Genomic DNA, 24,572 nt, shown 5'->3' on the forward strand with positions numbered 1-24,572 from the left:
GCAAATTTCCACAGAAAATCGCTGATCGGACTTGTTCGGCGTACAAGTGTACGCTATTGTGCGACTCGAAACTTTTTATAGTGCGACTTACAGAGGTATTGAATGAAACGTGCAGTGATTACTGGCCTGGGCATCGTTTCCAGCATCGGTAATAACCAGCAGGAAGTCCTGGCATCTCTGCGTGAAGGACGCTCCGGGATCACTTTCTCTGAAGAGTTTAAAGATTCTGGAATGCGTAGCCACGTATGGGGTAACGTTAAACTGGATACCACCGGTTTAATTGACCGTAAAGTGGTTCGTTTCATGAACGATGCCTCTATCTACGCCTATCTTTCCATGCAGGAAGCGATCAAGGATTCTGGTCTGAGCGAAGACGCTTACCAGAACAACCCACGCGTGGGCCTGATTGCAGGCTCCGGCGGTTCCTCTAAAGCTCAGGTGTTCGGTGCTGACGCCATGCGCAGCCCGCGCGGCCTGAAAGCGGTCGGTCCATATGTTGTGACCAAAGCCATGGGTTCAGCGGTTTCCGCGTGCCTGGCAACGCCGTTCAAAATCCACGGTGTGAACTACTCCATCAGCTCCGCATGTGCGACCTCCGCACACTGTATCGGTAATGCGGTTGAGCAGATCCAGCTGGGCAAACAGGACATCGTATTTGCTGGCGGCGGCGAAGAACTGGGCTGGGAAATGGCCTGTGAGTTCGACGCGATGGGCGCACTGTCCACCAAATACAACGAAACGCCAGACAAAGCATCCCGTACCTATGATGCACACCGCGACGGTTTTGTTATCGCTGGCGGCGGCGGTATGGTTGTGGTTGAAGAGCTGGAACACGCGCTGGCGCGTGGCGCGCACATCTACGCTGAGATCGTGGGCTACGGCGCAACGTCTGACGGCGCTGACATGGTTGCTCCATCCGGCGAAGGCGCGGTGCGCTGCATGAAGATGGCGATGCACGGCGTTGATACCCCAATCGACTACCTGAACTCTCACGGCACCTCAACGCCGGTAGGTGACGTGAAAGAGCTGGGTGCGATCCGTGAAGTGTTCGGCGACAACAGTCCGGCGATCTCTGCAACCAAAGCCATGACCGGTCACTCTCTGGGTGCTGCGGGCGTGCAGGAAGCGATCTACTCTCTGCTGATGCTGGAAAACGGCTTTATCGCGCCAAGCATCAACATCGACGAGATGGACGAGCAGGCGGCTGGCCTGAACATCGTGACTGAAACCACCGAACGTGAGCTGACGACCGTTATGTCCAATAGCTTCGGTTTCGGCGGCACCAACGCCACGCTGGTGATGCGTAAGCTGAAAGCGTAAGCGTTTGAAGATATAGTAGAAGGGAGCCACGCGGCTCCCTTTTTTTATGCCTGAACACGGAGTTATGCATGACGGCTGTTACCCCTGAGAAGAGCGCTCCTTCCGGGAACCTTTCCCTTTTCCGCATCGCCTTTGCGGTGTTTCTGACCTACATGACCGTTGGTCTGCCGCTGCCGGTGATCCCCTTGTTCGTTCACCAGGAGCTGGGCTATGGCAACACCATGGTCGGTATTGCGGTGGGCATTCAGTTTTTAGCGACGGTTTTAACCCGGGGCTACGCCGGTCGCCTGGCGGATCAGCACGGCGCAAAACGCTCGGCGTTGCAGGGCATGTTTGCCTGCGGGCTGGCGGGGGGAGCCTGGCTGCTGGCGGCGCTGTTGCCGATAGATGCAGCGTATAAATTCGCGCTGCTGGTGGCGGGGCGCCTGATCCTCGGCTTTGGCGAAAGCCAGCTGCTGACCGGCACCCTGACCTGGGGAATGGGGCTGGTGGGACCTGCGCGTTCCGGAAAAGTGATGTCCTGGAACGGGATGGCGATTTACGGCGCGCTGGCGGCAGGCGCACCACTGGGGCTGCTGATCCACAGCCAGTTTGGTTTTGCGGCGTTGGCAGGCACCACCATGGTATTACCGCTGCTGGCGTGGGCGTTTAACGGTTCGGTGCGTAAGGTGCCCGCCCATAAAGGCGAGCGTCCTTCGCTGTGGAGCGTGGTGGGGCAAATCTGGCAACCGGGGCTTGGGCTGGCGCTTCAGGGGGTAGGCTTCGCGGTTATTGGTACCTTTGTCTCCCTCTATTTCATGAGCCGCGGCTGGGCGATGGCTGGCTTTACGCTGACGGCCTTTGGCGGCGCGTTTGTATTGATGCGCGTGCTGTTTGGCTGGATGCCGGATCGCTTTGGCGGCGTGAAGGTGGCGGTGGCGTCACTGGTCATTGAGACCGTGGGTCTGGTACTGCTCTGGCAGGCGCCGTCCGCATCCGTTGCGCTGCTGGGTGCGGCGTTAACCGGCTGCGGCTGTTCGCTGATCTTCCCGGCGCTGGGCGTTGAAGTGGTGAAGCGCGTCGCTCCGCAGGTGCGCGGCACGGCGCTAGGCGGCTATGCGGCGTTTCAGGATATCTCTTACGGCATCACCGGGCCGCTGGCGGGGCTGCTTGCAACGTCGTTTGGCTATCCTTGCGTATTTCTCGCCGGTGCGGTGTCAGCGGTGGTGGGGATTGTGGTGACGCTGGTGACGTTTCGCAGGTCGTAGTTCTTGCCCGGTGGCGCTCCGCTTACCGGGCCTACAACCGCGCGAACCGTAGGCCGGGTAAGGCGTAGCCGCCACCCGGCAGTTTTAAGCAACCAGCCAGAAAATCGCCAGCGCAATCAGCAACGCGATAAACATCAATCCCGGACGTGCAGAAAGCGTCTTGAACGTGTCAACAACGGGGGCAAACAGCGGGTTGTAGATCGGCTGAATGTTTCTTACCTCCGGCACGCCGCCTTCCCGCTCGGCGCGGCGAACGAAGATCTGATTCAGTAAATCCTGTACCTGCGCGGTGGTCAGCACGGTTTGCGGTGTCGCCTGCCAGCTCTGCTGGGCGTAATCCCGGATCATATCGAACTCGTGCGGTTCCAGCGGTTGTTTCAGTGCCGCCTGTACGCTGTGCAGGGTCGGAGCGCTCTGGGTGCTGAGCGTCTGACGCGCCTGGAGCCAGGTGACCAGATGGGTAAACTGTTTTGCCGGGATCATCTCGCCCGCTTTCACACCGGAAAGTTCCAGCATGGATTGCCAGATAAGCTTTGTCGGTTCGCCGGTGGCGGCAGCCAGCTTAGTGACCATCTGCTTGAGCGTATTATGCTCCGCAGGCTGTAATGGCCGCTCTGTAGACGGGCGCTGTTGCGGCTGCGGGATAGAAAGCTGATTGCTTTGCAGCAGGGTCAACACGGTTTTCAGCTGTTCCGGCGAAAGCTGGCTCAGGGCGGTATGACCGTACTGTTGACGGATAAAATCACTCACTGCCTGACGATTATTCCCCTGGCCCAGCAGCTCGGTCAGCTGCGAGATAATCTGGCGGGTAGTATGTTGCTGCTGTGCGCTGGTAAGACGCTGGTTCAGGTTTTGTTCGGCGGCAGGGAAATGGCGCGACTGTAGCGGCGCATCGTTTCTGACGCCCAAATCGTGCTTAACGCCGGCCCATACCTCTGCGTTTTGCTGTGAGGTCAACGCAATAAGACGCGTGATAAGACGCTCCAGTACGGTGCGTTGCTGCGTGGAGAGCGGTTGTTCGCCTGGCGTGTTGGGCGTTACGGGGCCTTCACCCGGAGGGCGCGGAGGCGTACCTGAAATGGGCTGCATCGTCAAAAATCCTTAAAGTCAAACTCTGCGTAACCGGGCGGAGATATATGCCCGGCGGCGAGATTATGGCACACTTGGCAGGTTTACTTCCTCTCAAACAGGTACTCAGACGTGAAAATCCTCGTTGATGAAAATATGCCTTACGCCCGTGAGCTGTTCAGCCGCCTGGGTGAGGTTAAGGCTGTCCCTGGTCGCCCGATTCCGGTCAGCGAACTGGACGATGCAGACGCCCTGATGGTGCGCTCGGTGACCAAAGTAAATGAGGCGCTGCTCACCGGCAAAGGGGTTAAATTTGTCGGGACGGCAACGGCCGGGACCGATCATGTGGATGACCAGTGGCTTAAGCAGGCGGGGATTGGTTTTTCCGCGGCACCAGGCTGTAACGCCATTGCCGTCGTGGAATATGTATTCTCCTCGCTATTGATGCTGGCCGAGCGCGATGGTTTTGCGCTGAAAGACCGCACCGTCGGGATTGTGGGTGTGGGCAACGTGGGCGGACGTCTGCAAAAGCGTCTGGAAGCCTGGGGCATCCGCACTCTGCTGTGCGATCCGCCGCGTAAGGATAACGGCGATGAGGGCGATTTCCGCACGCTGGATGAGCTGGTCGACGAGTGCGACGTCATCACCTTCCATACGCCGCTCTTTAAAGAAGGGCCGTACAAGACTCTGCACCTGGCCGACGAAAAGCTGATCCGCCGTCTGAAGGCTGGCACTATTCTGATAAATGCCTGCCGGGGACCGGTGGTGGATAACGCGGCGCTGCTGACATGTCTCGACGAGGGTCAAGATCTTAGCGTCGTACTGGACGTCTGGGAGCCAGAGCCGGATCTCAACGTCGCATTGCTGAATAAGGTGGACGTGGGTACCGCGCATATCGCGGGTTATACCCTTGAAGGCAAAGCGCGTGGTACAACCCAGGTGTTTGAGGCTTACAGCGCCTTTATCGGCCATCCGCAGCAGGTCGCGCTGGATACGCTGCTGCCCGCCCCGGAATTTGGTCGCATTACCCTTCATGGACCGCTGGATGAGGCAACGCTGAAAAGACTGGTGCATTTGGTGTATGATGTGCGCCGCGATGACGCGCTGCTGCGTAAAGTGGCGGGTATTCCGGGTGAGTTTGACAAGCTGCGCAAAAATTACCTTGAGCGCCGCGAGTGGTCCTCCCTGTATGTGATGTGCGATGACGCCCCCGCGGCGGCGCTGCTGCATCAGCTGGGATTTAACGCCGTTCACCACCCGGCACGTTAATGTCTTCTTAATGCTCCCTGTCGGATATTCCGGCAGGGACGCTTTTTTATTTCTGGAGTAAACCACCATGTCTGAAGGCTGGAACATTGCCATTTTGGGTGCCACTGGTGCCGTGGGCGAAGCCCTGCTTGAAACCCTTGCTGAGCGTCAGTTCCCGGTGGGCGACATTTACGCGCTGGCGCGTACCGACAGCGCAGGAGAACATCTGCGTTTCGGCGGGAAATCCGTGATGGTGCAGGATGCCGCCGCGTTTGACTGGACACAGGCTCAGCTGGCGTTTTTTGCCGCAGGTGCGGAAGCCACGGCATCCTACATTGAAGAAGCGACCAATTCAGGCTGTCTGGTGATCGACCTGAGCGGCCTGTTCTCCCTGGAGCCGGATGTGCCGCTGGTGGTGCCGGACGTCAACCCGTTTGTGCTGGCTGACTACCGCAACCGCAATATCATTGCAGTACCGAACAGCCTCACCAGCCAGCTGCTGACCGCGCTGAAGCCGCTGATCGACGACGGTGGCCTGTCGCGTATTTCCGTGACCAGCCTGCTGTCAGCCTCCGCTAACGGCAAAAAAGCCGTAGACGCACTGGCAGGGCAGAGCGCGAAGCTGCTGAACGGTATCCCGATCGACGAAGATGATTTCTTTGGCCGCCAGCTGGCGTTCAACATGCTGCCGCTGCTGCCGGATCGTGAAGGTTCGGTGCGGGAAGAGCGTCGTATCGTCGATGAAGCACGCAAAATTCTGCAGGATGACGGTCTGATGATCTCCGCGAACGTCGTGCAGTCTCCGGTCTTTTACGGCCACGCGCAGATGGTCGGGTTTGAAGCCCTGCGTCCGCTGGCGGCTGAAGAAGCCCGCGACGCGTTTGGCCGCGGAGAGGACCTTGTCCTGTCCGAAGAGAGTGAATTCCCGACGCAGGTGGGCGACGCTACCGGCAGCGCGCATCTCTCTGTGGGCTGCGTGCGTAACGATTACGGTATGCCTGAGCAGGTGCAGTTCTGGTCCGTTGCCGACAACGTGCGTTTTGGCGGCGCGCTGATGGCGGTCAAAATCGCGGAAAAACTGGTGCAGGAGTATCTGTACTGATGTCAGATGTGGAACAAAAGCCGGTCCACAGAATTGCCCTCGGCATTGAATACGATGGCAGTAAATACTATGGCTGGCAGCGGCAGAATGAGGTGCGCAGCGTCCAGGAGAAGCTGGAGAAAGCGCTCTCTCAGGTGGCGAATGAACCGATAAGCGTCTTCTGTGCGGGCCGCACCGATGCCGGCGTTCACGGCACGGGGCAGGTGGTGCATTTTGACACCACCGCCGTGCGCAAAGACGCGGCCTGGACGCTGGGTGTAAATGCGAATTTGCCTGGTGACATTGCCGTGCGTTGGGTGAAAGCTGTGCCGGATGATTTTCACGCGCGTTTCAGCGCGACGGCGCGGCGCTACCGTTATGTCATCTACAACCAGCGCCTGCGCCCGGCGGTGTTAAGCCAGGGCGTGACGCATTTTTATGAACCGCTGGATGCAGAACGTATGCAGCGTGCGGCGCAGTGTCTGATTGGAGAGAATGATTTTACGTCGTTTCGTGCGGTGCAGTGTCAGTCCCGTACGCCGTGGCGTAACGTCATGCACATTAACGTCAGTCGTTATGGCGCGTATGTGGTGGTGGATATCAAAGCCAATGCCTTTGTACATCATATGGTGCGGAATATTGTAGGCAGCCTGATGGAAGTGGGCGCCGGACACCAGCCGGAGAGCTGGATTGCAGAACTGCTGGCAGCGAAGGACAGAACGCTTGCGGCAGCAACGGCGAAAGCGGAAGGTCTGTATCTGGTTTCGGTGGATTACCCGGACCGGTTCGACCTGCCAAAACCGCCAATGGGCCCGCTGTTTTTAGCGGACTAAACAAAGGCGCAATTAGGGCTTAGACAATATGGACGTAATACGTTTTCTGATTGATTTCATCCTGCACATTGATGTTCACCTGGCGGAGCTGGTCGCGCAGTACGGCGTCTGGGTATACGCCATTCTGTTCCTCATTCTGTTCTGTGAAACCGGCCTTGTGGTTACGCCGTTCCTGCCGGGAGATTCACTGCTGTTCGTGGCGGGCGCGTTATCCGCACTGCCAACGAATGACCTGAATGTCCACCTGATGGTCGTCCTGATGATCATCGCCGCGATTATTGGTGATGCGGTCAACTACACTATCGGGCGGGTGTTTGGCGAGCGGTTGTTCAGTAATCCGGACTCGAAGATTTTCCGCCGCAGTTATTTAGATAAGACCCATGCGTTCTATGAGCGCCATGGCGGTAAAACCATTATACTTGCCCGTTTTGTGCCTATTGTGCGCACATTTGCACCGTTTGTAGCGGGAATGGGTCACATGTCCTATCGTCATTTTGCCATGTACAACGTGGTGGGCGCGCTGCTGTGGGTACTGCTGTTTACCTATGCGGGCTACCTGTTTGGCGATCTGCCGGTGGTTCAGGAAAACCTTAAGTTACTGATTGTAGCGATTATTGTGCTTTCCGTTCTGCCGGGTGTGATCGAAATTATTCGTCACAAACGCGCGGCGGCAAAACAAGCGAAGTAAATGCACGCTGGCGGTTCGACCACTTTTTTATCCAAAGTTTCGGGCTGTTATGTTTTAATGTGCAACATTCATGGTCTGTTGGAGGCAAAAATGGCATTATTCGCCTCTTACAGCAAAACTGGCATACGACCAGGTTCAGGCAGAAAGGTTATCAATGAGCTGGATTGAACGAATTAAAAGCAACATTACCCCAACGCGTAAAGCGAGCATTCCTGAAGGGGTATGGACGAAGTGTGATAGCTGCGGCCAGGTTCTGTATCGCGCAGAGCTGGAACGCAATCTTGAGGTGTGTCCGAAGTGTGACCACCATATGCGTATGTCGGCGCGCAACCGCCTGCATAGCCTGCTGGACGAAGGTTCTCTGGTAGAACTGGGCAGCGAACTGGAGCCAAAAGATGTGCTTAAGTTCCGCGACTCCAAAAAATACAAAGATCGTCTGGCCTCTGCACAGAAAGAGACCGGCGAGAAAGACGCGCTGATCGTCATGAAAGGCACCCTGCATGAGATGCCGGTGGTTGCCGCCGCGTTTGAGTTCGCCTTTATGGGCGGCTCAATGGGCTCTGTGGTTGGTGCGCGTTTCGTGCGTGCCGTTGAGCAGGCGCTGGAAGACAACTGCCCGCTGATCTGCTTCTCCGCCTCCGGTGGCGCACGAATGCAGGAAGCGCTGATGTCCCTGATGCAGATGGCGAAAACCTCTGCCGCGCTGGCGAAAATGCAGGAGCGCGGTCTGCCGTACATCTCGGTACTGACCGACCCAACCATGGGCGGCGTTTCTGCAAGCTTCGCGATGCTGGGCGACCTGAACATCGCTGAGCCAAAAGCGCTGATCGGCTTTGCCGGTCCTCGCGTTATCGAGCAGACCGTACGTGAGAAACTGCCGCCGGGCTTCCAGCGCAGTGAGTTCCTCATTGAGAAGGGTGCTATCGACATGATCGTCCGCCGCCCGGAGATGCGCCTCAAACTGGCAAGCGTCCTGGCGAAGCTGATGAATCTGCCGTCGCCGAGCCCGGACGAGCCGCGCGAAGGCGTGGTGGTACCGGATCAGGAACCCGAGGCCTGATAACTGAAAAGGGCAGGGCCAAATGGCGCTGCCCTTTTGCTTTCTAAACCGTTAATGACAACCGGGCATCATGGAAAATAAAAGCATTCCTCAAGCCACGTCGCCCCTGGCCGCGTGGCTTTCTTATCTGGAAAACCTGCACAGTAAAACTATCGACATGGGCCTTGAGCGCGTAAGCCAGGTTGCCGCGCGCCTTGACGTGCTGAAACCTGCGCCTTTCGTGTTTACCGTGGCCGGCACTAACGGTAAAGGCACCACCTGCCGCACGCTGGAATCTGTCCTGATGGCAGCCGGTTATAAGGTAGGCGTTTACAGCTCGCCGCATCTGGTGCGCTACACCGAGCGGGTGCGGGTGCAAAACACCGAGCTGGCCGAATCGGCCCATACGGCGTCGTTTGCCGCTATCGAAGCCGCGCGCGGCGATACCTCATTAACCTATTTCGAATACGGCACCCTGTCGGTGCTGTGGCTGTTTAAGCAGGCGCAACTGGACGTGGTGATCCTGGAAGTGGGGCTGGGCGGGCGTCTGGATGCCACAAATATGGTAGATGCGGATGTCGCCGTCGTCACCAGCATCGCGCTGGATCACACCGACTGGCTGGGGCCCGACCGCGAAAGCATTGGCCGTGAGAAGGCCGGTATTTTCCGGGCCGATAAGCCTGCCGTGGTTGGCGAACCGGACATGCCACATACCATCGCTGAAGTGGCGAAAGAGAAGGGTGCTCGACTGCTGCGTCGCGGCGTGGACTGGCAGTATGAGGTGCAGGACAACGGCTGGCGCTTCAGCGACGCGCAGGGCGTGCTGGAGAATCTGCCGCTGCCGCAGGTGCCACAGCCTAACGCGGCGACTGCGCTGGCAGCCCTGCGCGCCAGCGGGTTAACGGTGAGCGAGCAGGCAATCCGCGATGGCATTCAGAACGCACTGCTGCCGGGACGTTTTCAGATTGTGAGTGAGTCACCGCGTCTGATTCTGGATGTTGCACATAACCCGCATGCGGCGGCGTACCTCGCAGGACGTCTCAAATCGTTACCAAAAACCGGGCGCGTGCTGGCGGTTATCGGTATGCTTCATGATAAAGATATCGGCGGCACGCTGGCCTGCATGGAGAGTGTGGTCGATAGCTGGTATTGTGCTCCTCTGGAAGGGCCGCGCGGCGCGACTGCTGAGCAGTTGATGGAACATCTCGGCAAAGGCGAAATCTACAGCAGTGTGGTTTCGGCCTGGCGTGCCGCGATGGCGGAGGCTAAACCAGAAGATACCGTGCTGGTGTGTGGGTCATTCCACACGGTGGCACATGTCATGGAAGTGATGGACGCGGGGAGAACCGGTGGCGAGTAAGTTTCAGAACCGTTTAACAGGAACCATTGTGCTGGTCGCGCTCGGGGTGATTATTCTCCCGGGATTGCTCGACGGGCAGAAAAAGCATTACCAGGATGAATTTGCGGCCATTCCGCTGGTACCCAAACCGGGCGATCGCGACGAGCCCGATATGCTGCCAGCGGCAACGCAGGCGCTGCCAGCCCAGCCGCCTGAAGGCGCAGCGGAAGAGGTGCGCGCAGGTGATGCAGCCGCGCCGTCTCTTGACCCGTCGCGTCTGGCGACGAACAATAACATCGAGATTGATCCGGTGCCGGTAGAACAGCCTAAGCCTGTTGAGAAGCCGAAACCGGTGGAGAAGCCGCAGCCGAAACCGCAGCGGGATAAAGCGGCCGAGCAACTGGCAGCCGCTTCAGAAACGCCACCGCCGGCGAAACAGGACGCGGCCCCTACCGGCAAAGCCTATGTCGTTCAGCTCGGTGCATTGAAAAATGCAGATAAGGTCAATGAGATTGTGAGTAAACTGCGCGGCGCGGGATACCGTGTTTATACTTCACCCACCACGCCGGTACAGGGTAAAATTACCCGTATCCTCGTGGGGCCGGATGCGTCTAAAGATAAGCTCAAAGGTTCGCTTGGCGAGCTGAAGCAAATCTCCGGCCTGAGCGGTGTGGTGATGAACTACAGCGCAAACTGATAAGGCTCCCCTCACCCCGGCCCTCTCCCCAAAGGGGAGAGGGTTAGGGTGAGGGGGAGAAAGCAGACGTCCACAGAGACGTCAGGCGGAGGGGCGTTGAGCATTTTTTCAGCGCCTTTTTTATTTACGCGTGGGAAGGAAATCCCTACGCAAACGTTTTCTTTTTCTGTTAGAATTCGCCCCGAACTGGATGACAGGGCGTTTAATCGTGGGACACATATGGTCTGGATTGATTACGCCATCATTGCGGTGATTGGTTTTTCCTGTCTGGTTAGCCTGATCCGTGGCTTTGTTCGTGAAGCGTTATCGCTGGTAACCTGGGGTTGTGCTTTCTTTGTTGCCAGTCATTACTACACTTACCTGTCTGTCTGGTTCACGGGCTTTGAAGATGAACTGGTCCGAAACGGAATCGCCATCGCGGTGCTGTTTATCGCGACGCTGATTGTCGGCGCTATCGTCAATTACGTGATAGGTCAGCTGGTCGAGAAAACCGGTCTGTCAGGAACGGACAGGGTGCTCGGCATCTGTTTCGGCGCGTTGCGAGGCGTGCTGATTGTGGCCGCGATCCTGTTCTTCCTGGATACCTTTACCGGGTTCTCCAAAAGTGAAGACTGGCAAAAATCGCAGCTCATTCCGGAGTTCAGCTTCATCATCAGATGGTTCTTTGACTATCTGCAAAGCTCGTCGAGTTTCTTGCCCAGGGCATAAACCCTGAGATGTGGCTTAACGAGGAAAAGACGAATGTGCGGTATTGTCGGTATCGCCGGTTTCATGCCGGTAAACCAGTCGATTTATGACGCGTTAACGGTGCTTCAGCACCGTGGGCAGGATGCTGCGGGTATCATCACCATTGATGCAAACAACTGCTTCCGTTTACGCAAGGCGAATGGCCTGGTAAACGATGTGTTTGAAGCCCGCCATATGCAGCGTCTGCAAGGTAATATGGGGATCGGTCACGTTCGTTATCCTACTGCTGGCAGTTCCAGCGCCTCTGAGGCTCAGCCTTTTTACGTTAACTCCCCGTATGGCATCACGCTTGCCCACAATGGCAATCTGACCAATGCCCACGAGCTGCGTAAAAAGCTGTTCGAAGAGAAACGTCGCCACATTAACACCACCTCTGATTCTGAAATCCTGCTCAATATCTTTGCCAGCGAGCTGGATAACTTCCGCCATTATCCGCTGGAAGCAGACAACATTTTTGCCGCCGTTGCCGCGACTAATCGCCAGATCCGTGGCGCGTACGCTTGCGTGGCGATGATTATCGGTCACGGCATGGTGGCCTTCCGCGATCCAAATGGCATTCGCCCGCTGGTGCTCGGCAAACGTGACCTCGGCGATGGCCGTTCCGAGTACATGGTTGCCTCCGAAAGCGTGGCGCTGGACACGCTGGGCTTCGAATTCCTGCGTGATGTCGCGCCAGGCGAAGCGGTCTATATCACCGAGAAGGGCCAGCTGTTTACCCGCCAGTGCGCCGACAATCCGGTGAGCAACCCGTGCCTGTTCGAATACGTTTACTTCGCGCGTCCGGACTCGTTCATCGACAAAATTTCCGTTTACAGCGCGCGCGTCAACATGGGGACGAAGCTGGGCGAGAAGATTGCCCGCGAGTGGGACGATCTCGACATCGACGTCGTGATCCCAATCCCTGAAACCTCCTGTGATATCGCGCTGGAAATTGCCCGTATTCTGGACAAGCCGTACCGTCAGGGCTTCGTGAAAAACCGCTACGTTGGCCGCACCTTTATCATGCCGGGCCAGCAGCTGCGTCGTAAGTCCGTACGTCGTAAGCTGAACGCTAACCGTGCCGAGTTCCGCGACAAGAACGTGCTGCTGGTGGACGACTCCATTGTGCGCGGCACGACGTCTGAGCAGATCATTGAGATGGCGCGTGAGGCCGGGGCGAAGAAAGTATATCTCGCCTCCGCAGCGCCGGAAATTCGCTTCCCGAACGTGTATGGCATTGATATGCCAACCGCTAATGAGCTGATTGCGCATGGCCGAGAAGTGGATGAGATTCGCCAGATCATCGGGGCCGACGGCCTGATTTTCCAGGATCTGAACGATCTGATCGATGCGGTGCGCGCCGAGAACCCGGATATTCAGCAGTTCGAATGCTCGGTATTCAATGGGATCTACGTGACAAAAGACGTAGACCAGCAGTATCTCGACTACCTTGATTCTCTGCGTAACGACGATGCGAAAGCCGTCCAGCTGCAAAACGATCTCGAAAGCTTAGAGATGCACAACGAAGGTTGATGCTCCGGCAAGTGAGGGGGCTCGCCCTCACTTGCAACTCCCCGTAAAATCCTGCACAGTCAGCCCTGAAATCAGCAAGGGCAAAAATCATGAAAAGACTCATTGTAGGGATCAGCGGTGCCAGCGGCGCGATTTATGGCGTCCGGCTGTTACAGGTGCTGCGTGACGTTGCAGGCGTAGAAACTCATCTGGTGATGAGCCAGGCGGCGCGTCAGACCCTCTCTCTTGAAACCGATCTCTCTCTGCGCGACGTTCAGGCGCTGGCTGATGTTGTCCACGATGCCCGCGATATCGCCGCCAGCATCTCTTCGGGCTCGTTTAAAACGGCCGGCATGGTTATTTTGCCCTGTTCGATTAAAACCCTCTCCGGTATCGTAAACAGCTATACCGACACGCTGGTGACGCGTGCGGCGGACGTGGTGCTGAAAGAGCGTCGTCCTCTGGTGCTCTGCGTGCGGGAAACGCCGCTGCACCTGGGACATCTGCGTTTAATGACGCAGGCAGCCGAACTGGGAGCTGTGATAATGCCGCCGGTCCCCGCGTTCTATCATCGTCCGCAAACGCTGGACGATGTCATCAACCAGACCGTTAACCGCGTGCTGGATCAGTTCGATATAGACCTGCCGGAAGATCTCTTTACCCGCTGGCAGGGGGCGTGAAGCTGTGCACAAACAAGGTGCATGAAATGACTGTTTGCCCTGTTTCAGGGCAAAACTGCAACCGCGATCATATCCTCGACATTTAATTCGCTTTTTCCCTTTTTCTCTTTCCGGTTCGTTCGGCAGACCTGCTATCTTTCACCATTAAGGCAGTATCGCAACGTTTTATTAACATATTTAACGTCGTAGTTTTAACCCGACGACAATGTGGCATAAGACCTGCAAGAGCAGCCTGCAACACAACACACAACATAAACCATAATAAAATCACGGTTCTTGAGGGTAAATGTATGAAGAAGACGGTTCTGGCTCTGTCTTTGCTCGTGGGCTTGAGTGCAGCAGCAAGTAGCTATGCAGCGCTACCACAGACAGTTCGTATCGGTACAGACGCAACCTACGCGCCATTCTCCTCCAAGGATGCGAAAGGCGACTTCGTGGGGTTTGATATCGATCTGGGAAATGAGATGTGCAAACGCATGGAAGTGAAATGCACATGGGTGGGCAGTGACTTTGACGCGCTGATCCCGTCGCTGAAAGCCAAGAAAATTGATGCCATTATCTCTTCTCTCTCCATAACGGAAAAACGTCAGCAGGAGATCGCCTTCTCAGAGAAGCTCTACGCTGCCGACTCACGTTTGATTGCCGCGAAAGGCTCGCCAATCCAGCCGACCATCGACTCGCTGAAAGGCAAACATGTTGGCGTGCTTCAGGGCTCGACCCAGGAAGGTTACGCCAATGCTAACTGGCGCGAGAAAGGCGTCGATGTGGTCGCTTACCAGAACCAGGATCTGATCTACTCTGACCTGGCGGCAGGCCGTCTGGATGCCGCGTTTCAGGATGAAGTCGCCGCGAGCGAAGGCTTCCTGAAACAGCCTGCGGGTAAAGAGTACGCCTTTGCCGGCCCGTCGGTGAAAGACAAAAAATACTTTGGCGACGGCACCGGTATTGGCCTGCGTAAGGATGATACCGAGCTGAAAGCCGCCTTCGACAAAGCGTTTAATGAGCTGCGTACAGACGGTACCTACGACAAACTGGCGAAGAAATACTTCGATTTCAACGTCTACGGTGATTAATACCTGAATGAGATGCACTGATGTGGTGCATCTTTAGGGGGAGTGTTCCAGTATGGTGCAAGCAATGCACCATATTGGAACGCTGTGTGCATAGTTAAGCATTTTAAATGCAAAAATTCCCGTTCAGAGGCATTAATCTTTGCCTGAGTGAGGGGATTAATGGCACATTAACGGCACCCCATAGTCGTAAAATCTCGTATTTAGACAGTTTGTTGAGGACAGATATGAAAAAACTGGTGTTGTCACTTTCTCTGGTACTGGCCTTTTCCAGCGCCACCGCAGCATTCGCAGCCATTCCGCAGAAAATTCGTATTGGGACTGACCCAACCTACGCGCCTTTCGAATCGAAAAATGCGAAGGGGGAACTGGTCGGTTTTGACATCGATCTGGCTAACGAGCTGTGCAAACGCATTAAAGCGCAATGTACCTACGTTGAAAACCCGCTGGACGCGCTAATCCCGTCCCTGAAAGCGAAAAAAATTGACGTGATCATGTCCTCCCTGTCTATCACCGAAAAACGTCAGCAGGAGATTGCCTTCACGGACAAACTCTACGCGGCTGACTCACGTCTGGTGGTGGCGAAATCTTCTGACATTCAGCCAACCCTTGAATCTCTGAAGGGCAAACGCGTGGGCGTGTTGCAGGGTACGACGCAGGAAACCTACGGTAACGAGCACTGGGCGCCAAAGGGGATTGAAATTGTCTCTTACCAGGGTCAGGAAAACATCTACGCAGACCTGACGGCAGGCCGTATTGACGCGGCATTCCAGGATGAAGTGGCGGCAAGCGAAGGCTTCCTGAAACAGCCTGTGGGTAAAGATTACAAGTTCGGCGGTCCGTCCATTAAGGACGAAAAACTCTTTGGCGTTGGCACCGGTATGGGCCTGCGGAAAGAAGACAACGAACTGCGTGAAGCCCTGAACAAAGCGTTCGCCGAGATGCGCGCGGACGGCACTTACGACAAGCTGGCGAAAAAGTACTTCGATTTTAATGTTTACGGCGGCTAATCGCCCCGTCTGATAACGTGCGGCCCCTCCCGTTGCGGGAGGGGAAAAGACACGGTTCCACCACTCACGAGACGACAGGGCACGCGGTATGCTGTACGGATTTTCTGGCGTTATTTTACAGGGCGCGCTTGTCACCCTTGAGCTGGCTATCAGCTCCGTGGTGCTGGCGGTGCTGATAGGCCTGGCGGGCGCGGGGGCAAAGTTATCCGCCAACAGACCGCTGGCGCTGATATTTGAAGGCTATACCACGCTGATTCGCGGCGTGCCTGACCTGGTGCTGATGCTGCTGATCTTTTATGGCCTGCAAATCGCACTTAACGGTGTCACGGATGCCATCGGCATGGATCAGATCGATATCGACCCGATGGTGGCCGGTATTATTACCCTTGGTTTTATCTACGGTGCTTATTTCACTGAGACCTTTCGCGGCGCTTACATGGCCGTGCCGAAAGGGCACATTGAAGCGGCGACCGCCTACGGTTTTACCTCCTCACAAACGTTTCGCCGGATCATGTTCCCGGCCATGATGCGCTACGCGCTGCCGGGCATCGGTAACAACTGGCAGGTTATTCTCAAGGCAACGGCGCTGGTCTCCCTGCTGGGTCTGGAAGATGTGGTGAAGGCCACGCAGCTGGCGGGTAAAAGTACCTGGGAACCGTTCTATTTTGCGGTGGTCTGCGGCGTAATCTATCTGGTCTTTACGACCGTCTCCAATGGTGTGCTGCTTCTGCTCGAACGTCGCTACTCCGTGGGTGTGAAGAGGGCTGACCTGTGATTGAGATTATTCAGGAGTACTGGAAATCCCTGCTGTGGACGGATGGCTACCGCTTTACTGGCGTGGCGATCACGCTGTGGCTGCTGATCTCCTCGGTGGTCATGGGCGGCATTCTGGCGGTGTTTCTCGCCATTGGCCGCGTGTCGAACAATAAATTTATCCAGTTTCCGATCTGGCTGTTCACCTACGTGTTTCGCGGTACGCCGCTGTACGTGCAGCTGCTGGTGTTCTATTCCGGAATGTACACGCTGGAGATCGTGAAAGGCACCGAGATGCTGAACGCGTTCTTCCGCAGCGGTCTGAACTGTACGGTGCTGGCGCTGACCCTTAATACCTGCGCCTATACCACCGAAATCTTCGCCGGGGCCATTCGTTCCGTGCCGCACGGTGAGATTGAGGCGGCGCGCGCGTATGGCTTCTCCTCCGTGAAGCTCTACCGCTGTATTATTCTGCCTTCAGCGCTGCGCATTGCGCTGCCGGCGTACAGCAACGAAGTGATTTTAATGCTGCATTCGACGGCACTGGCGTTTACCGCCACGGTGCCTGATCTGTTAAAGATTGCCCGCGATATTAACTCTGCCACCTACCAGCCGTTTACGGCGTTTGGCATTGCGGCAGTGCTCTATTTGATCATTTCTTACGTCCTGATCAGCCTGTTCCGTAAGGCTGAAAAACGCTGGTTGCAGCATATAAAACCGTCGACGCACTGAGAATTTATGATGGCTGAGAACAAATTAAACGTAATTGATTTGCACAAGCGCTACGGCGAACATGAAGTGCTGAAAGGGGTGTCGCTGGAGGCTAACGCGGGCGACGTGATCAGTATTATCGGCTCATCAGGTTCGGGTAAAAGTACCTTCCTGCGCTGCATCAACTTCCTCGAAAAGCCGAGCGAAGGATCGATTGTGGTGAGCGGACAGAACATCAACATGGTCCGTGATAAAGACGGTCAGCTTAAAGTGGCGGATAAAAATCAGCTGCGCCTGCTGCGTACGCGCCTGACCATGGTATTCCAGCACTTCAATCTCTGGAGCCACATGACGGTGCTGGAGAACGTGATGGAAGCGCCGGTTCAGGTGCTCGGCTTAAGCAAGCAGGAAGCCCGCGAGCGTGCGGTCAAATACCTGGCGAAAGTGGGTATCGACGAGCGGCAGCAGATCAAATATCCGGTGCACCTGTCAGGGGGACAGCAGCAGCGTGTTTCCATCGCCCGCGCGCTGGCGATGGAGCCGGAAGTATTACTGTTTGACGAACCGACTTCCGCGCTGGATCCTGAACTCGTTGGCGAAGTGCTGCGCATCATGCAGAAGCTGGCGGAAGAGGGCAAAACGATGGTGGTGGTGACGCACGAGATGGGCTTTGCCCGTAACGTTTCTAACCACGTTATCTTCCTGCATCAGGGCAAGATTGAGGAGCAGGGGCATCCGGACGAAGTGCTGGCGAACCCGCAAAGCCCGCGTTTGCAGCAGTTCCTGAAAGGCTCGTTGAAGTAATCTTTCGCCTTTCTCCCTCTCCCTGTGGGAGAGGGCCGGGGTGAGGGCATCAGGCCGCAGAGCCGCCCAATCGCCCGGTGGCGCTTCGCTTACCGGGCCTACAAAAACCGTAGGCCGGGCAAACGCAGTGTCGCCCGGCATTCAGACCGCACCACACTCCAGCCGATACACCCAGTCGTCATACCGTACGCCGTTAATCTCGTACGCCTTCTCCAGTACCTGCGTGCGCACAAAACCTGCTTTCTCAAGAACCCGCACCGACCCAACGTTATCCGCAAGCACGTACGCGTTTATCGCCTTCACGCCCGTCTGGTTAAATGCATACTCACACACCGCCCGCAGCGCCTCGCTGGCAATGCCTTTTCCCTGCGCGGCAGGCACAACCGTGTAGCCAATGTCCGCCTCTTCACGGTTCGCCGCACTGATTTGCAGGCCGATATCCCCGAGCGGCGTAACGTCGTTATGCAGACGGATCACAAAGACATGCTCCGCCATCAGGCGCGCGGCAAATACGCGGCGCGTCTCTTTTTCAGGCATGATAGCGGCCATATAGCGCATGATGTTGGGGTCTTCGCGCAGAGAGCGAAAGAACGCCCAGTCAGAAGGTTCGAAAGGGGTGAGGTGAAGCCGGGTTGTGGTGATGGTTGCCATAGTTACGCCATATCATCCAGAGATGGCGTATAACTCTAACATATTCACTGCACCACATCCCCCAGCGCCTCTTCCAGGTCATACCAGCGGAACGTAAATCCGGCCGCTTCCAGCCGTTTTGGCAGCGCGCGCTGGCCGCCCAGCACCAGCACAGAAGATTCGCCCATCAACAGCCGAATCGCCGTCGCAGGCACGCGCAGTACCGCCGGGCGATGCAGGGCATGACCCAGGGCGTGAGCAAACTGTTCATTACGTACGGGGTAGGGAGATACCATGTTAAACGGCCCGCGCAGGTCGTTATCCAGCAGCCAGAGAATACCGTTGACCATATCGTCGATATGGATCCACGCCAGATACTGACGACCGTTGCCGATGGGCCCGCCAAGCCCCATTTTAAACGGCGGCAACATTTTACCGAGAATACCGCCTTTCGGAGCAAGCACCACGCCGGTGCGCAGCAGGCAGACGCGGGTGTTATCGCTCTGCGCCCCGCAGGCGATACGCTCCCACTGGGCGCAGAGTTTATGGGTAAACTCGTTGTGCGGCGGCTCTTCTTCGGTCACCACCACTTCACCAAGATCGCCATAGTAGCCTGTTGCAGAGCCGGAAATCAGCACCGAGGGCGGCATCTCGCTGTTACGAATCAGCTCAACCAGCCTTTCGGTCATGTTCCAGCGGCTGCTGCATAAACGCTGTTTTTGCTCTTCGGTCCAGCGTTTATCAGCGATAGGCTCGCCTGCGAGGTTGATGACGGCGTCAAAGCCGTTCAGATCCTGCCGTTCCGCCAGGCCTTTCCAGATCTCAACGCCGGTGCCCAGCACCTGGCGCGCTTTCTCCGGGCTGCGCGTGACCACGGTAATGTCGTGATGCAACGCCTGCAAACGTGGAATGAGATGGCGACCAATCAGCCCCGTACCGCCGGTGAGCAGGATCTTCATACAACCTCCAGGTTTACGCCTGGCGCTGCCAGCTTAACGTCATGGAGACGGAGTCGGCGTAGCGCAGGGCGTGAAGTTTATCGATCTCCACTTCAGCATAAGTGACCCAGTGGTGTTCGCGTGCGATGTCGAGCACATCCTGAGTTAATTTTTCCAGTAGCGCAAAACGGTTGTTCTCAACGTACTGGATGATGCTTTTGGTGATCGTGCGATAGTTCAGCGCGTCATTGATGTCTTCGCTGGCGCGCGCCTTGTCTGCCGGGTAATGGATCACTACATTCACCACGATATCCTGGCGATTCGCGATCTCCTCCTCTTTGATACCAATGAATGTGCGTAAGCGTAGGTTTTTTATACGAATAATAGCGTCATGCTGGGACATTGCAGGTCTTCTCCGTGTCAGTATTTTTACCTCATCATACATGAGGAGAACACCTGCACCCAACGGGGCACAGGCTCAAATCTGATGGATTTTTTGCATGGCGCGTTCGGTTGCCGGGCGGGTCCGGATGCGCTCAAACCAGTTGTTCACCGCCGGATAAGTGGCCAGGTCGATCCGGTGGCGTTCATGGGTGTTGATCCACGGCCAGCAGGCGATATCTGCGATGCTGTAATGCTCACCTCCCAGCCATGGTGATTTTTCCAGCCGACGGTTCAGTACCCCGTACAGGCGCTGGGTTTCGACCTGATATCGCTCAATGGCGTAAGGGATCGTCTGCGGCGCATAGGCGGTAAAGTGATGATTCTGCCCCAGCATCGGCCCCAGGCCGCTCGACTGCCAGAATAACCATTGCAGCGTGTGATGACGCTCGCGCAACTCCCCGCTCAGGAGCTTGCCGGTTTTCTCTGCCAAATAAAGCAAAATCTCTCCGGACTCAAACAGGCTTAACGGTTTGCCCCCGTCAGAAGGCAGGTTATCAATGATGGCCGGAATTTTATTGTTGGGCGAGATGGCCAGAAAAACGGGGCGGAACTGATCGCCTTTGCTGATATCCACGCGAATGATCCGGTAGTCCAGTTCGGCTTCTTCAAGAAAGAGGGTGATCTTATGGCCATTAGGGGTGGGGGCATAATAGAGATCTATCATTCTCAACTCCTGTCAGTGCGAATAGTGTTGCCATGAAAAATCAGTATAGGTGCTTGTTGTAAATCGTGAGTTTTCATCAAGTGACAGCGAGGCAAAGAGATTATATGTTGAGTGAAAACCGATCAGCCGATGAGGATGTTATGAGCCAGCCTGTAATAACGTTGTGGTCCGATGCGAACTTTTTTTCTCCTTATGTCATGAGCGTTTATGTGGCGCTGGCAGAAAAGGGGCTAACTTTTAGTCTGAAAACCGTTGACCTGGACAGCGGCGAACATCTGAAGCCTCAGTGGCAGGGCTACGCGCTCACCCGCCGTGTCCCTGTGCTGGAGATTGACGGTTTTGAGTTGAGTGAATCCTCAGCGATTGACGAGTACCTTGAAGACCGCTTTGCCCCACCAGAGTGGGAACGCATCTATCCTCACGATCTGCAAAAGCGCGCCCGCGTCCGCCAGATCCAGGCGTGGCTGCGTAGCGACCTGGTGCCGATTCGCACAGAACGCTCCACGGACGTGGTGTTCGCTGGCGTCAAAAAGCCCGCCCTCAGCGAGGAAGGCTTATCCAGCGCCCGGAAGCTGATTGATACCGCGTCATCGCTGCTGTCACAGGGTAACCCAAACCTGTTTGGCGAGTGGTGTATTGCCGACACCGATCTGGCGCTGATGCTCAATCGCCTGATCCTCAACGGCGATGACGTCCCACAGCTGCTGGTGGATTACGCCACCTTCCAGTGGCAACGCGCGTCGGTACAGCGCTATCTGGCACTCTCTGCTAAGCGCGCGGGCTGATAAGACGGGGCGCTTGAGGTATGATAGGGCAGTCTGTATTCCCGAGGAGTAACTGATGAAACTGATGTTTGCGTCGGATATTCATGGATCGCTGCCCGCGACCGAACGCGTGCTTTCTCTGTTCGTCCAAAGCGGGGCGCAATGGCTGGTGATCCTAGGCGATGTGTTAAACCACGGCCCACGCAATGCGTTGCCGGAAGGCTATGCTCCCGCGCAGGTGGCGGAAAAACTTAATCTTTTTGCCTCGCGCATTATCGCCGTTCGCGGCAACTGCGACAGCGAAGTTGACCAGATGCTGCTGCAATTTCCCATCACCGCTCCCTGGCAACAAGTGTTGATGGAAAACAGCCGTTTGTTCCTGACCCACGGGCACCTGTTCGGCCCGGATAACCTGCCGTCACTCGCCGCTGGCGATGTCCTGGTTTATGGTCATACTCATATTCCGGTGGCGGAAAAACGCGGGGCGTTTTACCACTTTAACCCCGGGTCTGTCAGCATTCCTAAAGGCGGTAACCCGGCAAGCTACGGCATGTATGAAGACGGGACATTAAGCGTTATCGCACTTAATGATCAGCAAGTTATTGCGCAGATAGCGATTAATCCGTAAGTTACACCACAACTGCAAACGCGCCGAAAGAGCGCTTAGACGAGAAGGTTTCCCGATGGTGGAGCAGAATCATTTGGCAAGTACTGAGTGGGTTGACATTGTCAGCGAAGAGAATGAAGTGATCGCGCAGGCCAGCCGCGAACAAATGCGTGCGGAGCGTCTGCGTCACCGCGCGACTTACATCGTTGTTCATGACGGCATGGGCAAGATTCTGGTCCAGCGTCGCACCGACACCAAAGATTTTCTTCCTGGTATGCTGGATGCCACAGCGGGTGGCGTCGTGCAGGCCGATGAAGTATTGCTGGATTCCGCGCGTCGTGAAGCGGAAGAAGAGTTAGGTATCGCTGGCGTGCCGTTTGCCGAGCACGGACAGTTTTATTTCGAAGATGAGCATTGTCGCGTCTGGGGCGGGCTGTTTAGCTGCGTTTCCCACGGACCTTTCGCCTTGCAGGAAGAGGAAGTGAGCGAAGTGTGCTGGATGACGCCGGAAGAGATCACCGCGCGTTGCGACGAATTCACGCCGGATTCCCTTAAAGCACTGGCGCTGTGGATGACCCGCAACGCCAAAAACGAATCCGCTAAACCGGAAAATAAGGCGGAAAAAGAGGAAGAGGCTGAGTAAGCCTTAACAGCTTTCCCGCAGACACAGGCTGGACGCGATGGGTTTATGGTCGCGCCAGTCTCCGTCATTCAGACGTTCCAGTAACGCTTTCCCGGCTTCAATCCCAATCTTGCGATGCGGTACTGCCATCGTCGTCAGCGGCGGCTGACAGACGCGGCTGACGTCGCTGTCGCCAAAGCCCACGACCGCTAAATCGTCCGGCACCTTGATGCGCCGACGCTGGCACTCATATAGCGCGCCGCAGGCCAGTTCATCTGATACGCACACCAGCGCATCCAGCTCCGGCCACGCCAGCAGAAACTCTGGCAATTGTGCCGCACCGGTGGAGAAGTTCGGCGGCATGGCGGCATTAATCACTCTGTTTGGCGACAGGTGGTGGCGCAGCATCGCCTTGTACCAGCCCTGCAAATGCTGCTGAAAAATCCACTGCTCCTGGTTAGCGCACAGCAGGCCGATATTCTGGTAGCCGCGCTGAATCACCATTTCGGTAAGTTCATACATGGCGGCGACGTTATCAATCCCGATATTCATATCAATAGGATCGGCACGCATTGCACCCATTTCCATCACCGGGATAGAGGCGTTTTTTAGCCAGTGTCGCACGGTATCGGAGTGCTCGACGCTGAGCAGTATCGCCGCGGCGATGTTCGAGGCCAGCAGCGTTTCAAGCAGTTTCTCTTCCTGTTCAAGACGATGCTGAGATTCCGCCAGCATAATCTGATATCCGGCTGGCTGGAGCACCTGCTGTAGCCCGGCGAACATCTCGGAACAGCCAGCTTCGGAAAGATTGGGTACTACCATCGCAATCGTCCATGACGATGCCGATGCCAGTGCGCTGGCGGCAAGATTGGGCATGTAACCCAGCTCCTGCACCGCGGCTTCAATTTTTTCACGCAGTTTATCGGAAACCTGTTCGGGCGTGCGGAGGGCACGGGAAACAGTCATCGTGCCTACGCCGGCAAGCTGCGCGACATCCGCGAGCGTTACTTTTCCGGTACTGCGCCGTTTTCGGGTTAAAGACATACATCTTCCTGCTGACAGGACGCGATTTAGTTTCATCCTTCATTTTACGTGACAGGCAGTATACGCCTTAAATCCCTTTTTTTGCTGTGATTTCGCACCAGGATAGCAATTTGATAGCGCTATCACAGTTCTGCATGTTGGTCGTTGGTAGCGCTATCTTTGTGATCGCGATCGCAGTCATTAATTGATGGGTTGAATAGAGTTTGCCCATGTCTGGTCTTTAGCGGGAGTGAAAAATGCTCAAAAAGTGGATATATGATACAACCATCATCCTACAGGATAGCGTTGAAAGCTGGCCCCAGGCGCTGGAACTGTGCGCGAAACCGCTGCTGGATTTGCAGGTCATTGCGCCGGAATATGTCACGGCTATCATTGAGCAGCATCACAGGTTAGGTCCCTACTATGTGCTGGCTCCTGGGCTGGCAATGCCACATGCGCGACCGGAAGAAGGGGCGAAAGGACTTGGCCTGTCATTATTAAAACTGAAACAGGGCGTCTCATTTGGTGCTGGTGAGTTTGACCCCGTCGATGTGATTGTGATGCTGGCGGCGCCGGACAAACATAGCCATATCGAAATGATCTCTGCCTTAGCAGAATTATTTTCCAGCGACGAAGATATGGCTGAATTACATCGGGCGAATACGCTGGAGGAGATAAAAACCGTCATCAATCGCTTCTGATTTAATTATTTAATCCGATTCATCTCAACATTACGCGTCAGCGTGATGGGGCGTACTCTACTCAAAAAAGGGGATAACAATGAAAATTATGGCTATTTGCGGCTCCGGCCTGGGCAGCAGTTTTATGGTCGAAATGAATATTAAAAAGGTGCTCAAAAAACTGGAAATTGAGGCAGAGGTTGAACACTCCGATCTCTCCTCGGCCACGCCTGGCGCGGCGGACCTGTTTGTGATGGCGAAAGACATTGCCGCCAGCGCCAGCGTGCCGGAAAGCCAGCTGGTGGTGATCAACAATATTATCGATATCAATGAACTCGAAGCGCAGCTGCGCGCCTGGTTCGAAAGACAATAAT

Annotated in this window: 28 protein-coding genes; 22 read left to right on the forward strand and 6 right to left on the reverse strand. The window is 55.9% G+C overall.

Annotated features, from left to right (window positions below; translation table 11 throughout):
• The first annotated feature begins 102 nt into the window (after positions 1–102).
• Positions 103–1,320, forward strand: a complete 1,218-nt coding sequence (gene fabB, locus AC4OVS_RS06820; protein WP_022648859.1) for a beta-ketoacyl-ACP synthase I — start codon at positions 103–105, stop codon at positions 1,318–1,320.
• Between the two features lie 68 nt (positions 1,321–1,388).
• On the forward strand, positions 1,389–2,567 hold the full coding sequence (locus AC4OVS_RS06825; RefSeq protein WP_491922281.1) for an MFS transporter: 1,179 nt from the start codon (positions 1,389–1,391) through the stop codon (positions 2,565–2,567).
• Between the two features lie 84 nt (positions 2,568–2,651).
• Here the strand turns inward: AC4OVS_RS06825 and flk are convergent, their stop codons facing one another.
• Positions 2,652–3,656 (reverse strand): flagella biosynthesis regulator Flk, encoded by a 1,005-nt coding sequence (gene flk / locus AC4OVS_RS06830; protein WP_045621148.1) that lies wholly within the window; start codon positions 3,654–3,656, stop codon positions 2,652–2,654.
• 111 nt (positions 3,657–3,767) lie between these two features.
• Here flk and pdxB point away from each other — a divergent pair, with 111 nt between their 5' ends.
• From pdxB to hisP, 15 genes are all read left to right on the forward strand, one after another.
• On the forward strand, positions 3,768–4,904 hold the full coding sequence (gene pdxB, locus AC4OVS_RS06835) for a 4-phosphoerythronate dehydrogenase PdxB (protein WP_023306650.1): 1,137 nt from the start codon (positions 3,768–3,770) through the stop codon (positions 4,902–4,904).
• A 67-nt stretch (positions 4,905–4,971) separates the two neighbouring features.
• Positions 4,972–5,985 carry an aspartate-semialdehyde dehydrogenase gene (locus AC4OVS_RS06840; RefSeq protein ID WP_023306649.1) on the forward strand — a complete coding sequence of 338 codons (1,014 nt, stop codon included), beginning with the start codon at positions 4,972–4,974 and terminating at the stop codon, positions 5,983–5,985.
• A complete protein-coding gene (truA, locus tag AC4OVS_RS06845; RefSeq protein ID WP_001286071.1) occupies positions 5,985–6,797 on the forward strand; it encodes a tRNA pseudouridine(38-40) synthase TruA in 813 nt (270 codons plus the stop codon). Before AC4OVS_RS06840 ends, truA begins: the two co-directional genes overlap by 1 nt.
• 28 nt (positions 6,798–6,825) lie before the next feature.
• Positions 6,826–7,485: a DedA family protein gene (locus AC4OVS_RS06850; RefSeq protein WP_006811410.1), complete on the forward strand. Its 660-nt coding sequence runs from the start codon at positions 6,826–6,828 to the stop codon at positions 7,483–7,485.
• Between the two features lie 154 nt (positions 7,486–7,639).
• Positions 7,640–8,545 (forward strand): acetyl-CoA carboxylase, carboxyltransferase subunit beta, encoded by a 906-nt coding sequence (gene accD / locus AC4OVS_RS06855; protein ID WP_022648854.1) that lies wholly within the window; start codon positions 7,640–7,642, stop codon positions 8,543–8,545.
• Positions 8,546–8,615: 70 nt separating this feature from the next.
• A complete protein-coding gene (gene folC / locus AC4OVS_RS06860) occupies positions 8,616–9,884 on the forward strand; it encodes a bifunctional tetrahydrofolate synthase/dihydrofolate synthase (protein WP_491922282.1) in 1,269 nt (422 codons plus the stop codon).
• On the forward strand, positions 9,874–10,560 hold the full coding sequence (gene dedD, locus AC4OVS_RS06865; protein WP_023300639.1) for a cell division protein DedD: 687 nt from the start codon (positions 9,874–9,876) through the stop codon (positions 10,558–10,560). Before folC ends, dedD begins: the two co-directional genes overlap by 11 nt.
• A 219-nt stretch (positions 10,561–10,779) precedes the next feature.
• A complete protein-coding gene (gene cvpA / locus AC4OVS_RS06870) occupies positions 10,780–11,268 on the forward strand; it encodes a colicin V production protein (protein ID WP_000262116.1) in 489 nt (162 codons plus the stop codon).
• A gap of 33 nt (positions 11,269–11,301) precedes the next feature.
• Positions 11,302–12,819 (forward strand): amidophosphoribosyltransferase, encoded by a 1,518-nt coding sequence (gene purF, locus AC4OVS_RS06875; protein WP_008502595.1) that lies wholly within the window; start codon positions 11,302–11,304, stop codon positions 12,817–12,819.
• Between the two features lie 89 nt (positions 12,820–12,908).
• Entirely contained in the window at positions 12,909–13,478 is a 570-nt protein-coding gene (locus AC4OVS_RS06880) for a UbiX family flavin prenyltransferase (RefSeq protein WP_015572254.1), read from the forward strand.
• Between the two features lie 290 nt (positions 13,479–13,768).
• Positions 13,769–14,551, forward strand: coding sequence for a lysine/arginine/ornithine ABC transporter substrate-binding protein ArgT (gene argT / locus AC4OVS_RS06885; RefSeq protein WP_491922283.1), 783 nt, complete (start codon positions 13,769–13,771; stop codon positions 14,549–14,551).
• 224 nt (positions 14,552–14,775) lie between these two features.
• A complete protein-coding gene (hisJ, locus tag AC4OVS_RS06890) occupies positions 14,776–15,558 on the forward strand; it encodes a histidine ABC transporter substrate-binding protein HisJ (protein ID WP_003861421.1) in 783 nt (260 codons plus the stop codon).
• 88 nt (positions 15,559–15,646) lie between these two features.
• Positions 15,647–16,333, forward strand: coding sequence for a histidine ABC transporter permease HisQ (locus tag AC4OVS_RS06895; RefSeq protein WP_006811404.1), 687 nt, complete (start codon positions 15,647–15,649; stop codon positions 16,331–16,333).
• Positions 16,330–17,043 carry an ABC transporter permease gene (locus tag AC4OVS_RS06900; RefSeq protein WP_003861424.1) on the forward strand — a complete coding sequence of 238 codons (714 nt, stop codon included), beginning with the start codon at positions 16,330–16,332 and terminating at the stop codon, positions 17,041–17,043. Before AC4OVS_RS06895 ends, AC4OVS_RS06900 begins: the two co-directional genes overlap by 4 nt.
• 9 nt (positions 17,044–17,052) lie before the next feature.
• A complete protein-coding gene (gene hisP / locus AC4OVS_RS06905) occupies positions 17,053–17,826 on the forward strand; it encodes a histidine ABC transporter ATP-binding protein HisP (protein WP_003861426.1) in 774 nt (257 codons plus the stop codon).
• A gap of 141 nt (positions 17,827–17,967) precedes the next feature.
• Here hisP and AC4OVS_RS06910 read toward each other — a convergent pair whose 3' ends face one another.
• From AC4OVS_RS06910 to yfcG, 4 genes are all read right to left on the reverse strand, one after another.
• Positions 17,968–18,477 (reverse strand): GNAT family N-acetyltransferase, encoded by a 510-nt coding sequence (locus tag AC4OVS_RS06910; protein WP_320684102.1) that lies wholly within the window; start codon positions 18,475–18,477, stop codon positions 17,968–17,970.
• Positions 18,478–18,521: 44 nt separating this feature from the next.
• A complete protein-coding gene (locus tag AC4OVS_RS06915; RefSeq protein WP_023300635.1) occupies positions 18,522–19,415 on the reverse strand; it encodes a TIGR01777 family oxidoreductase in 894 nt (297 codons plus the stop codon).
• Positions 19,416–19,428: 13 nt separating this feature from the next.
• A complete protein-coding gene (gene folX / locus AC4OVS_RS06920; protein WP_003861432.1) occupies positions 19,429–19,797 on the reverse strand; it encodes a dihydroneopterin triphosphate 2'-epimerase in 369 nt (122 codons plus the stop codon).
• 75 nt (positions 19,798–19,872) lie between these two features.
• Positions 19,873–20,502 (reverse strand): GSH-dependent disulfide bond oxidoreductase, encoded by a 630-nt coding sequence (yfcG, locus tag AC4OVS_RS06925; RefSeq protein WP_022648841.1) that lies wholly within the window; start codon positions 20,500–20,502, stop codon positions 19,873–19,875.
• Positions 20,503–20,642: 140 nt separating this feature from the next.
• Between yfcG and yfcF the strand changes: the two genes are divergently transcribed.
• The 3 genes from yfcF to yfcD are packed head-to-tail and all read left to right on the forward strand — an operon-like array spanning position 20,643 to position 22,516.
• Positions 20,643–21,287 carry a glutathione transferase gene (gene yfcF, locus AC4OVS_RS06930; RefSeq protein ID WP_180243031.1) on the forward strand — a complete coding sequence of 215 codons (645 nt, stop codon included), beginning with the start codon at positions 20,643–20,645 and terminating at the stop codon, positions 21,285–21,287.
• A 55-nt stretch (positions 21,288–21,342) separates the two neighbouring features.
• On the forward strand, positions 21,343–21,894 hold the full coding sequence (gene yfcE, locus AC4OVS_RS06935; RefSeq protein WP_395029649.1) for a phosphodiesterase: 552 nt from the start codon (positions 21,343–21,345) through the stop codon (positions 21,892–21,894).
• Between the two features lie 55 nt (positions 21,895–21,949).
• Complete coding sequence (gene yfcD / locus AC4OVS_RS06940; RefSeq protein WP_006811396.1) at positions 21,950–22,516, forward strand: NUDIX hydrolase YfcD; 567 nt, start codon at positions 21,950–21,952, stop codon at positions 22,514–22,516.
• A 3-nt stretch (positions 22,517–22,519) separates the two neighbouring features.
• Here yfcD and AC4OVS_RS06945 read toward each other — a convergent pair whose 3' ends face one another.
• Positions 22,520–23,539, reverse strand: a complete 1,020-nt coding sequence (locus tag AC4OVS_RS06945) for a LacI family DNA-binding transcriptional regulator (protein WP_017383439.1) — start codon at positions 23,537–23,539, stop codon at positions 22,520–22,522.
• 236 nt (positions 23,540–23,775) lie between these two features.
• On the opposite strand from AC4OVS_RS06945, the gene AC4OVS_RS06950 reads away from it, so the two are divergent.
• Positions 23,776–24,219 (forward strand): PTS sugar transporter subunit IIA, encoded by a 444-nt coding sequence (locus AC4OVS_RS06950; protein ID WP_022648839.1) that lies wholly within the window; start codon positions 23,776–23,778, stop codon positions 24,217–24,219.
• A 79-nt stretch (positions 24,220–24,298) separates the two neighbouring features.
• The gene (locus tag AC4OVS_RS06955) at positions 24,299–24,571 is read left to right on the forward strand and encodes a PTS sugar transporter subunit IIB (RefSeq protein WP_003861447.1); all 273 of its coding nucleotides are present in this window, start codon (positions 24,299–24,301) and stop codon (positions 24,569–24,571) included.
• Position 24,572 lies beyond the last annotated feature (1 nt).

This window comes from Enterobacter sp. 4974935, from assembly GCF_058661735.1.